A 10,344-nucleotide genomic window follows, 5' to 3' on the forward strand; every position below is an offset into this window, starting at 1 on the left:
ACCGCGCGGCCCCGCATTCACCGCATTACGGCCGCTCGCCGCGCGCGAGACGCGCGTCGATGTCGTACACCACGGGCATCAGATCGGCGACGCTGTCGATCACGTAGTGCGCGCCCGCCGCGCGCAACTTCTCGATCGCAGCGTGACGACGCGTCGCGAACTCATCCGGCGCCAACGCCTTGACGTCCGCTTCGGCCATCCCGAACGCGTTGCCGCTCACCGCGACGCCAACCGCCCACGTGCCGCCGTTGAGCCCTTCCGCAATCCCGACTTCGGTGTCGTCGACCTTGATCGCGTCTTTTGCGCGCCAGACGCCCAGTTCCGGCAGCGTCTTGTAGATCATGTACGGCGACGGCCGTCCTTCCGGCGTATCCCCCGTGCACACGATGCTGTCCGGCGCGAACCCCTGGGCCGCCGCGCCCGGCACGATCTCGTCGATGATCTCGCGGGTGTAGCCGGTGGTCGTGCCGATGCGGATGTCGTCCTGACGCAGCGCGCTCGCCACTTCGGCCACGCCTGGAATCACCGAGCTATAGCTTGCCGCGACCGCGATGTTCTTCGGCACAAACACGTCGTACACGGCATCGATATCCGCTTCATCCGGCTGGCGGCCGTACTTGTCGGCCCATGCCCGCGCGATGCGCGGCAACGCCATCAGCGCTGCGATATGCGGGCGCTTGGCCATGCCCATCGGGCCGCGCGCTTCGTCGATCGTGATGGAGACGCCGAACTGCGCGAAGGTCTCGACGAACGCGCCCATCGGCGCCAATGAACCGTAATCGACCACGGTGCCGGCCCAATCGAAAATCACCGCTTTGACGTGCTTGACCTGTCTGGCTTGCTTCATCGACTTCTGTCCTCTGGGTTCTCAATCAATGTTCGCGCGGCGTGGCGCGTGTTGCTATCCGATGCTTATCCGCAGGTCTGCGCGCGCGAACCGCGCGCTCAACCCATGCGTGTTCCTTTTTCCTCAGGCCGCTTGCGCCAACGCCTTGCGCTCTTCGAGCGCAGCCGCAGGCGGCGCCGCATGCGCGACGCCCATCGCCTGCAACGACCTCGCGCAAGCCTGCGCCACGCGGCGCATCACCTGCTCGTCCACCTGACCGATGCAGCCGATGCGGAAGCTGTCCACCACCGTCAGCTTGCCCGGATAGATGATGAAGCCCTGCTGCTTCATCAGCTCATAGAAGCGCGCGAATTCGAACGACGGATGCGCCGGCGCGAAGAACGTCACGATGATAGGCGAGCGCCAGCGCGCATTCAGCAGCGGCTCGAAGCCGAGTTCATGCATGCCCGCCACCAGCACGTCGCGATTGTTCGCATAACGCGCGAGACGCGCGGGTTGGCCGCCTTCGAGCCGATAGAGCCGCAGCGCTTCGAGGAACGCGGCCACCGTGTGGGTCGGCGGCGTGAAGCGCCACTGCCCGGTGCGGTTCATCACATCCCATTGATCGTAGACATCGAGCGCGAGCGAGTGGCTGCGGCCCTTCGCTTCCTGCAACGCGCGCTTGCGGGCGATCACGAAGCCGAAGCCGGGCACGCCCTCGATGCACTTGTTGGCCGACGACACGAACGCTTCGCAGGCGATCTCGCGCACATCGAGCGGCACCGCGCCGAATGCGCTCATCGAATCGATCAGCAGCTTGCGGCCCTTCTTCGCGGTGGCCGCGGCGATCTCTTCGAGCGGATTGAGAATCCCCGAACTGGTTTCGCAATGCACCGCGACCACGTGCGTGATGTTCGGATCGGCGTCCAGCATGCGTTCGACTTCGGCGCCGCGCGGTGGCAGGTAGTCGCCTTTGTCGAGCACCGTGCAGGCGCGGCCCAGGTAGCCGAGCGTGGTCGCGATGCGCTTGCCGTACGCGCCGTTGGCGAGCACGAGCGCATGGCCGTCGCGCGGCAGGAGGCTGCCCAGCATCGCCTCGACGCAATAGCTGCCGCTGCCTTGCAGCGGCACGCAGTCGTATTCGCCGGCGGTATCACCCGCGATTTCCAGCAGGCTCGCGCGCAACTGCGCGGTCATCGCCCGGAAGTCGCCATCCCACGAGCCCCAGTCGCGCAGCATCGCCTGCCTGGTCGAGAGCGCGGTGGTGAGCGGCCCTGGCGTCAGCAGATACGGTTCGCCGCCGGCCGGCGCGGCGCACGTGGCGATTGAAGACGCTGCCGGTGAATTGCCGAGCGCGCTTTCCATGTTCGAAACTCCGATCTCGCTATGTCGATACGTGACACAGTACAGAAAGCCCCGTCATCGGTAAAATCAATATAATTGATGCCGATATCGTAAAAACTTATTGATGGCGAGGCACACGTGCAATACGCGCAATTGCGGGCGTTTCATGCGGTCGCGGAACATGGCGGGTTTTCCAAAGCGGCTCAGGCGCTGTCGCTGACGCAGCCGGCGGTGTCGGATCATGTGCGGCGGCTGGAGCAGGACTACGGCGTCAAGCTGTTCGAGCGCGGACCGCGCGGCGTCACGACCACCGAGCTGGGTTTGCGCCTCTTTAGCGTGACGCGGCACATGCTCAGTTGCGAGCGCGACGCGCGGCAACTGCTGGAGTCGGCGGGCGGGCTCGAGACCGGCTCCCTGTCGCTCGCCGCGGATGCGCCCGATCTGGCGGTCGCGCTGATCGGCGCGTTTCGTAAGCTGCATCCGGGCATCGTCGTGACGCTGTCGATCGCCAACGCCGCGGACTGCATGCAGCGCGTGCTGTCGAGCGCGGTGGACGTGGCCATCACCGCCGCGCCGCAAGTGCACAGCCGGCTGGTGTCGCGCGTGTTGCGGCGCGATCCGCTGGTGGCGATGGTGCCGGCCAGCCATCCGGTCGCGAAGAAACGCAAGCTGAGCTACGCGGAGCTTGTCACGCAGCCGATGATTTTCCGCGAGTCGCAATCCGTCACGCAGCAGTTGCTCGAAATCGAGCTGGTGCGCGAGTCGCTACAGGTGGAACCGGTGATGTACGTGGACGGGCGCGAGGCGCTGGAAGAAGCGGTCGCGCAAGGCATGGGGGTGGGCGTGATCGCGCGCGCCGAGTTCAACGAGTCGCGGCGCATCCGGATGATTCCACTGCAGGATTGCCAGGTGCAGATGATCGAATCGCTGACGCGGCTCGCCGAGCGGCCTGGATCGAATCTGCTGGATGCGTTGTTCGCGGTGGAGTTGGCGGGGCCTGTTGCGGCGGCTGCTCAATAGAAATGCAAGCCTAAAAGCGCAAGCCGCCCCGCAGGCGCTGGTGGAGCCTGCGGGGCGGCTTACTTTAGTCGCTCTATCTGCTGCGCTTCGTGGGCTGCCTGCGTTGTCAGGCAAAGCGAGCGATACGGCCAACTAGCGCATTGCTGTATTGCTGCACGCAATCACTCAAAATCGCCCAGCACCGCTCAACGCGATCCGCCGCTGGCAATCAGGCTCTCGCCGGTCATCCAGCGCGAGTCGTCGGATGCGAGGAATACGACGACATCCGCGATATCCTCTGGCTGGCCGATGCGTCCGAGCGGCGTGGTGCTGACCGCCCACGTTTCGAAATCCGAACCGATGATGCCCGCGCTATGCGTGCCTTCGGTCGCGACCATGCCCGGGTTCACGGAGTTCACGCGAATCTTGCGCGGCCCGAGTTCCTTCGCGAGCACGCCCGTGATGCCGTCCACCGCGCTTTTGGTCGCCGTATAGACCGAGCTGCCCGGCGGCGTGATGCGGCTCACCACCGAGCTCACGTTGACGATGCTGCCGCCTTCGCCGAGGTGCTTGGCCGCTGCCTGCGTGGTCAACAGCAGACCGAGCACGTTCACATTGAAGTGCTTGTGGAAATGATCTTCGGTAATCTCTTCGATCGGCGCGAATTCATACACACCCGAGTTGTTGACGAGGATGTCGAGGCGGCCATAGGTTTCGACCGCCGTATTGATGATGCCTTTCGCGTCCGCTGCCTTCGACACGTCGCCCGCCACCGCCACCGCCTTGCCGCCTGCCTTGGTGATCGCGTCGACCACGCTGTCCGCGCCCGCCTTGCTCGACGCGTAGTTCACCACCACCGATGCGCCGTGCGCCGCCAATGCTTTCGCAATGGCCGCGCCGATGCCTTTCGATCCGCCGGTTACAACCGCAACCTTACCTGTGAGCTTGCTCATGATCATGTCCTTTTAAATGGGTTTCGCGCCGACGCGCTGTCGCGGAGATTCGCGGGGGGCACGTCGATGATGCGGGAAATGCAGTGGCGCTGTCACTGGAAACAATGTAGGCATCTCAGCCGTACTGATAAAGCGGCTCATGACGAATAGATACGTCGGTTGAGATGAACAATCGGGAATGGGACGACGCGGCGGGCAATGTGCGCACGTACAAAAGCACTACAAACATAGGTGCGAACGCATGCGCAAACAAAGACCCGCACGTGCGCGCGGCATGATCGCGGCCTAGTGAAACCAGATCAATACGGCTTGTTAACTCAACGCTTACGAAGCAGCGCAATCTGCGCGGTCACGCTCGCCAGCACCGCCAGCGCACCGAGCGTATCAAGAATGACGTGCCACACGATGTCGTCCTCCCTTGTTCGCTGCCATCACGTTCTGATTAAACGAACGCGCGCGCCATTAATTGAATACCAAGTCCGAGCAGGCAGATGAAAAACCAGCGGCGAAAGCTCTGCGCGCTAATGCGTCCGCGCACGCGCTGGCCGATCCACATGCCGATCAGCGCCGGCACTACCGCGGCAAGCGATAGGCCGAGATCGTCGACGGCAAACGCATGCTCGCTCGCCAGACCGATTGCGAGCGCGATGGTGGACACGGTGAACGACAGCCCGAGCGCCTGGATCAGGTCCTCTTTCGTCAACGCGAGCCCCTGAAGATAAGGGACCGCCGGCACCACGAACACGCCGGTGCCGCCCGTGACCACGCCCGTGATCGCGCCGATGGCCGGCGACAGCCAGCGTTCATGCCGCGCCGGCACCGCACAGCGCCACGCCAGCAAACCAGCCACCGCGTAGAGCGCCAGCGCCGCGCCGAGGCCGACCACCGCCCATGCGCCGCCCGCCCCCGCAATGAACGACGCCGTCGCGAGCGTGCCGCCGACGATGCCCAGCATCATCGGCCACAAACGCTTGAACAGCGCGCTCACGCTCGGACCGGCGAACAGTTGCCATACGTTCGTGACGAACGACGGCAACAGCAGCAACGCGGCCGCCTGCGCCGGCAGCATCAGCGTGCCGAGCACGCCCATCGCGACGGTCGGCAGACCCATGCCGGTCACGCCCTTGACGAAGCCGGCCACCACGAACGTCGCGGCGACCACGCCGGTGTGCAACGCAAACGAACTCGCAAACGAAGAGATCATCGGGAGATTCTTGTTGAACTGATGTGCACGATTTTCAATCGCCGCCATGCAGTCCACAATGCGTAAGATACGTACCGTGACTTAGGCTACGGCTAAGGCTGAAACCCACTCGAACTATCTTCCATGCGCTTTGACCTCATCGATCTGCGGCTCTTTCTGCATGTGCTCGACACCGGCAGCATCACGCACGGCGCCGCACGCGCGAACATGTCATTGCCTTCGGCCAGCGCACGGTTGCGCGGCATGGAGGACGCGCTGGGTATGCCGCTGCTCGAACGCGGCCGCCGTGGCGTCGAGTCCACCCCAGCCGGCGATACGCTCGCGCATCATGCGCGGCTCGTGCTCGGACAGATCGAAAGGATGCAGGGCGAACTGGGCGAGCATCAGGAAGGACGCAAAGCCTGCATTCGACTGTGGACCAATACCGCCGCGATCACCGAGTTTCTGCCCGCCGCGATCGGCCTCTTTCTGCGCGATCACCCGAACGTGCAGATCGATCTGAAGGAACGTCAGAGCAGCGAGACGGTCAAGGCGGTGCTGACCCGCGCGGCGGAGATCGGCATCATTTCCGACGCGGTCGAGCACGGGACGCTGCAGACGCTGCCCTTCGCTGTCGACAAGCTGGTGTTGATCACGAGCCGCGACGATGCGCTCGCCGCGCGCCGGCGCGCCAGTCTCGCGGACGTGGCGCAGCGGGATTTCATCGGTCTGAGCGCGGATAGCGCGTTGCAGGCCTACCTGGGCGAGCGCGCGCTGCTGGCCGGCCAGCCGCTCGGATTTCGCGCCCACATGCGCACGTTCGACGGCGTCTGCTGCATGGTCGAACAAGGCGCCGGCATCGGTATCGTGCCGGCCACGGCGGCGAAACGCTATCGCGGCACGCCGGGCATCCGCACGATCGAGCTGACCGACAGTTGGGCGTCGCGCCAGTTGCTGGTCTGCATGCGCGACCTGAACGCGATGCCGAGGCCGGAAAAGGCGCTGGTTCGGCATCTGGCGGGGATCTAGCGCGACGGTGCGCAGCCGCGCCTGGAACGGCTTAGGCTCCCAAGATATCAATGTGATTTATCTGTCAGGCCATTTTTAATCAATTTGCCCGATCCGATGGGAGTTCTTATTCTTGCTGCATGGGCGCATGCGACTCCCCCGCATGCGCCGCCCCGCTCTGCTTCGCGCAGCGCTCTTCGCAGTGCTCTTTTTTGTCGGCAAGATCATGGAACGAACCACTTTCAACGTGCGCGTGGACAGCCTGCGCGACGAAGCGCAAGGCGTGCGCTCGTTCAGCGTCTCGCGTCTGGACGGTCAACCGTTCGACCACTACGAACCCGGCGCCCACATCGACGTCACCGGTCCTTCCGGTTTCACGCGGCAGTATTCGTTGTGCGGCGACCCCGATCAGCGTCACGCGCATCTGTTCGCGGTGAAGCGCGAAACCGCCTCGCGCGGCGGCTCGCGCTCGCTGCATGACGAGGTCGAGGTCGGCAGCGAACTGACGATCGGTGCGCCGCGCAATCTGTTCCAACTCGCGCCCGGCGCACGCGAACACATTCTGGTTGCGGCGGGCATCGGCGTGACGCCGCTGTTGAGCATGGCGTACCGGTTGCTCAAGCAGAAGCAGCGTTTTGTCCTGCACTATTTCGCGCGCGGCGCGGAGCATGCCGCGTTTATGTCGCTGTTGTCACGCGCGCCGTTCAGCGATCACGTGAAGTTTCACTTCGGCGTCGCGCGTGAGCAACTCGATACGGTGCTCGGCGCTTGCCTCGCCGACACGTGCGACGGCACGCACATCTACACCTGCGGCCCCGCGCCTTTCATGGAGCGGGTGGTGGCGCTTGGCAAAACGCGCGTCGCGTCCGACGCGATTCACCTCGAACGTTTCGCTGCCGAGCCGGCTGCCGCTGTCAGCGGCGCATCGGCCGCACTCGACGCATTCGACGTGCGGATCGCCAGCAGCGGCGCCACCGTGCGCGTGGATAAGGACACGACCATCGTCGCCGCATTGGCGTCGATCGGCATCGAAGTGGACACATCGTGTGGGGAAGGCGTCTGCGGGACCTGCATGGTCGACGTGGTAAGCGGCACGCCCGAGCATCGCGATCACTGTCTGAGCAAAGCGGAACGCGCGAGCGGCAAGGTGATCTGCTGCTGCGTGTCGCGCGCGACGTCACCGGAACTGGTGCTGGATCTTTGATCTTTGACGCGCCGCGTTGGGCCGCGCTTCGGTTTCACGCAACAACGGTTTCATCCAACGCCAAAGGTGCCGCGCTCACGGCACCTTTTTTTCGCTCGTGTTTTCAGCGGTCGTCTTCGCGAATCGACGATGCATGCCGGCACAGCGCACGCACCTCGACAGCCATATACGGAAACAGCGGCAACTGGCTCAGCACGTCGTGCAGATGCGCGGGGCTCTCCACATCGAACACGCTGATGTTCGCGTAGCGTCCTGCGATGCGCCACAAGTGCCGCCAGACGCCTTCCTGCTGCAACTTTTGCGACATTGCCTTCTCATCGGCCTTCAGACGCGCGGCGCGCTCGGCGTCCATGTCGGGCGGCAGATTGACGGTCATTTCAACGTGAAACAGCATGCTTGCTCTCCTTGCATGAGTGATGTGATCGACGTGATCGATCGGTGATCGGTAAACAAAGACCCCGGCCGAGCGGCAAACCAGACGCCGCGCAAACCAGGGTCGACAGATTTCTGCAGGAGGTTCAGGAGTTTTCGCTCATTGCGTCCCAGGCATCAGGCTTCGGCGCGTACGCGCTCCACCTCGGCGCCCGGCAGATTGTCGCGGTCGTTGAACAGCGTGAAGTCGAAGTCGATCAGCGCGAACTGGCCTTCCACGCCGTACGGCTTGCCTTCGGCACCTTCCGCCTGCTTGACGGCCGGCACGAGACCGTCGCGCGTGGCGAACGCGAAGTCGTCCCACAGGTACGGATCGCCGTCGATGTTGATCTGCGTCGTCAGCTTGCGGCAGCCCGGTGCGGAAACGAAGAAGTGAATATGCGCCGGACGATGTCCATGACGGCCGAGCTGATCGAGCAACAGTTGCGTCTGTCCTTGCGGCGGCACGCTGTAGCCGACCGGCACGACGCTGCGGACGCTGTATTTGCCTTCGGCATCGGTGCGGATCGAGCGGCGCAGATTGAACGCCGGTTGCGACTTGTCGAAATACGAGTAATTGCCGAGGTGGTTCGCGTGCCACACTTCGACCAGCGCATTGGCCAACGGCTTGCCGTTTTCGCCGAGCACGCGGCCGCGCATCACCAGCGTCTGGCCGGGATCGTTGCCGTCATCGAGCCGCGCGTGCCCGACGGACTCCGGCGCGCCCGCCACGTACAACGGCCCTTCGATCGTGCGCGGCGTGCCGCCTTCAATGCCGGCCTTCGCTTCCGCTTCGTCCATACGCAGATCGAGAAAATGCTCGAAGCCGAGACCCGCGGCCAGCAGGCCCAGTTCACCGCTCTTGCCGGCTTCGCCGAGATAGTTCAGCGCGGTCCAGAATTCGTCGGGCTGCACGTCGAGGTCTTCGATCGTATAGAACAGATCCTGCACGATCCGGTTGACGATCTGCTTGGTGCGCGCATTGCCTTCGCTGGTGGCGCTGTCGTTGATTTTCTGCAACAGCGTATCGATAGCTTGCTTGTTCATGGGGTATCTCCTTCGTTTGATCTTGTGGATGGCTAGCGGGTGAGCCAGTCAATGAGTCTTCAGACAACGGGCCTTCAAATCGCGGCGACGCTTGCGCCTTTGCGCGTGTCACGTCGCAGGCGGTCGATCTTGTCCCAGTCGAGCGTGATGCCGAGGCCCGGACCTTGCGGTAGACGCAGTGCAAAATTTTCGTAGCGCAGCGGCTCGGTGAGGATTTCTTCGGTCAACAGCAAAGGGCCGAACAGTTCGGTGCCCCACTTCAATTCGCCGAAGGTGCTGAAGAGTTGCGCCGACGCGATCGTGCCCACTGCGCCTTCGAGCATCGTGCCGCCGTACAGGTCGATGTTCGCGGCCGATGCGATCGCCGCCACTTGCGCGGCGCCGCTCAGGCCGCCCGATTGCGCGATCTTCACCGCGAACACATCGGCGCCACGCGTGCTGGCAATTGCGAACGCATCCGCCGGGCCGTGCAGCGCCTCGTCGGCCATGATCGGCACGTCCGCCAGTTCCGTCAGACGCTTCAGACCCGCGCGGTTCCCCGCGGCGATCGGCTGCTCGATCAGCGCGACGCCGGCCTCGGCGAAACGGCGGCCGGCCCAGATCGCTTCCGATTCGGTCCATGCCTGGTTCACGTCGACCCGCACCTCACCGTATCCTTCCACTGCTTTGCTGATCGCCACGACATGCGCGACGTCGTCTGCCACCGCGCGCGAACCGATCTTCAGCTTGAACACGCGATGACGCCTGGCCTCGTACACACGTTCGGCTTCGTCGATATCGCGATTCGTATCGCCGCTCGCAAGGGTCCACGCCACATCCACCGACTCGCGCACGCGGCCGCCGAACAGCTCCGACAACGGCACGCCGACGCGCTGCGCCTGCGCATCGAACAAGGCGGTTTCAAGCGCCGACTTCGCGAACCGGTTGCCTTGAAACAGCTCGCGCAGTTTCGCCATCGCGGCGCCCGGGCGGGTTGCGTCCATACCTTTGAGCAGCGGCGCGAAATAGGTGTCGATGTTGACCTTGATACTCTCCGGGCTTTCCTCGCCATACGCGAGCCCGCCAATGGTGGTGCCCTCGCCCACGCCGACCACGCCGTCCGCGCAACGCACGCGCACCAGCACGAGCGTCTGGCAGTTCATCGTTGCGACCGAGAGCCGGTGCGGACGGATCGTCGGTACGTCGACGAGAATCGTCTCCACGCTCTCGATCTTCACGGGTGTTGCTGTCATTCCTTGCCCTCCTGAACTGCTATACCGGGAGCGCTCATATTAGAAACAAACCGGCGCGGCAGTCCAACACCCATTCAGACTATTTCCATACCTTGACGGTATGAAGCGCCGGAACGGGCGGATGGCAGCAGATTAAC

The 10,344-nt window shown here is 64.0% G+C and carries 10 protein-coding genes; 3 read left to right on the forward strand and 7 right to left on the reverse strand.

Going from position 1 to position 10,344, the window contains the following annotated elements; all coding sequences use genetic code 11:
* Positions 1 to 25 precede the first annotated feature (25 nt).
* Together phnX and P0D89_RS48295 are read right to left on the reverse strand one after the other, a co-directional pair.
* The gene (phnX, locus tag P0D89_RS48290) at positions 26 to 847 is read right to left on the reverse strand and encodes a phosphonoacetaldehyde hydrolase (protein WP_408360795.1); all 822 of its coding nucleotides are present in this window, start codon (positions 845 to 847) and stop codon (positions 26 to 28) included.
* Positions 848 to 970: 123 nt separating this feature from the next.
* Positions 971 to 2,191 (reverse strand): 2-aminoethylphosphonate--pyruvate transaminase, encoded by a 1,221-nt coding sequence (locus tag P0D89_RS48295; protein WP_408360793.1) that lies wholly within the window; start codon positions 2,189 to 2,191, stop codon positions 971 to 973.
* A 117-nt stretch (positions 2,192 to 2,308) separates the two neighbouring features.
* Between P0D89_RS48295 and P0D89_RS48300 the strand changes: the two genes are divergently transcribed.
* Positions 2,309 to 3,190 carry a LysR substrate-binding domain-containing protein gene (locus P0D89_RS48300; protein ID WP_408360791.1) on the forward strand — a complete coding sequence of 294 codons (882 nt, stop codon included), beginning with the start codon at positions 2,309 to 2,311 and terminating at the stop codon, positions 3,188 to 3,190.
* 185 nt (positions 3,191 to 3,375) lie between these two features.
* Here the strand turns inward: P0D89_RS48300 and P0D89_RS48305 are convergent, their stop codons facing one another.
* Together P0D89_RS48305 and P0D89_RS48310 are read right to left on the reverse strand one after the other, a co-directional pair.
* Positions 3,376 to 4,122, reverse strand: coding sequence for a glucose 1-dehydrogenase (locus P0D89_RS48305; protein ID WP_408360789.1), 747 nt, complete (start codon positions 4,120 to 4,122; stop codon positions 3,376 to 3,378).
* A 442-nt stretch (positions 4,123 to 4,564) separates the two neighbouring features.
* A complete protein-coding gene (locus P0D89_RS48310) occupies positions 4,565 to 5,326 on the reverse strand; it encodes a sulfite exporter TauE/SafE family protein (protein ID WP_408360787.1) in 762 nt (253 codons plus the stop codon).
* Positions 5,327 to 5,449: 123 nt separating this feature from the next.
* On the opposite strand from P0D89_RS48310, the gene P0D89_RS48315 reads away from it, so the two are divergent.
* On the forward strand, positions 5,450 to 6,334 hold the full coding sequence (locus P0D89_RS48315) for a LysR family transcriptional regulator (RefSeq protein ID WP_408360785.1): 885 nt from the start codon (positions 5,450 to 5,452) through the stop codon (positions 6,332 to 6,334).
* A 205-nt stretch (positions 6,335 to 6,539) separates the two neighbouring features.
* Positions 6,540 to 7,517: a PDR/VanB family oxidoreductase gene (locus P0D89_RS48320; RefSeq protein WP_408360783.1), complete on the forward strand. Its 978-nt coding sequence runs from the start codon at positions 6,540 to 6,542 to the stop codon at positions 7,515 to 7,517.
* Between the two features lie 103 nt (positions 7,518 to 7,620).
* Here P0D89_RS48320 and catC read toward each other — a convergent pair whose 3' ends face one another.
* The 3 genes from catC to P0D89_RS48335 all read right to left on the reverse strand — a co-directional run bounded on the left by catC (position 7,621) and on the right by P0D89_RS48335 (position 10,207).
* The gene (gene catC / locus P0D89_RS48325; protein ID WP_408360781.1) at positions 7,621 to 7,911 is read right to left on the reverse strand and encodes a muconolactone Delta-isomerase; all 291 of its coding nucleotides are present in this window, start codon (positions 7,909 to 7,911) and stop codon (positions 7,621 to 7,623) included.
* Positions 7,912 to 8,066: 155 nt separating this feature from the next.
* On the reverse strand, positions 8,067 to 8,975 hold the full coding sequence (gene catA / locus P0D89_RS48330; protein ID WP_408360779.1) for a catechol 1,2-dioxygenase: 909 nt from the start codon (positions 8,973 to 8,975) through the stop codon (positions 8,067 to 8,069).
* 74 nt (positions 8,976 to 9,049) lie between these two features.
* Entirely contained in the window at positions 9,050 to 10,207 is a 1,158-nt protein-coding gene (locus P0D89_RS48335) for a muconate/chloromuconate family cycloisomerase (protein ID WP_408360777.1), read from the reverse strand.
* Positions 10,208 to 10,344 lie beyond the last annotated feature (137 nt).

Origin of the sequence: Paraburkholderia sp. RL18-085-BIA-A (assembly GCF_046027075.1) — a bacterium.
In the GTDB taxonomy this organism is placed as follows: Bacteria; Pseudomonadota; Gammaproteobacteria; order Burkholderiales; family Burkholderiaceae; genus Paraburkholderia.

Excerpts from the sequence above, each read along its gene's own strand:
- phnX (WP_408360795.1), bottom strand. The coding sequence starts at position 847 with ATGAAGCAAGCCAGACAGGTCAAGCACGTCAAAGCGGTGATTTTCGAT.
- P0D89_RS48295 (WP_408360793.1), bottom strand. The coding sequence starts at position 2,191 with ATGGAAAGCGCGCTCGGCAATTCACCGGCAGCGTCTTCAATCGCCACG.
- P0D89_RS48305 (WP_408360789.1), bottom strand. The coding sequence starts at position 4,122 with ATGAGCAAGCTCACAGGTAAGGTTGCGGTTGTAACCGGCGGATCGAAA.
- P0D89_RS48310 (WP_408360787.1), bottom strand. The coding sequence starts at position 5,326 with ATGATCTCTTCGTTTGCGAGTTCGTTTGCGTTGCACACCGGCGTGGTC.
- P0D89_RS48315 (WP_408360785.1), top strand. The coding sequence starts at position 5,450 with ATGCGCTTTGACCTCATCGATCTGCGGCTCTTTCTGCATGTGCTCGAC.
- P0D89_RS48320 (WP_408360783.1), top strand. The coding sequence starts at position 6,540 with ATGGAACGAACCACTTTCAACGTGCGCGTGGACAGCCTGCGCGACGAA.
- catC (WP_408360781.1), bottom strand. The coding sequence starts at position 7,911 with ATGCTGTTTCACGTTGAAATGACCGTCAATCTGCCGCCCGACATGGAC.
- catA (WP_408360779.1), bottom strand. The coding sequence starts at position 8,975 with ATGAACAAGCAAGCTATCGATACGCTGTTGCAGAAAATCAACGACAGC.
- P0D89_RS48335 (WP_408360777.1), bottom strand. The coding sequence starts at position 10,207 with ATGACAGCAACACCCGTGAAGATCGAGAGCGTGGAGACGATTCTCGTC.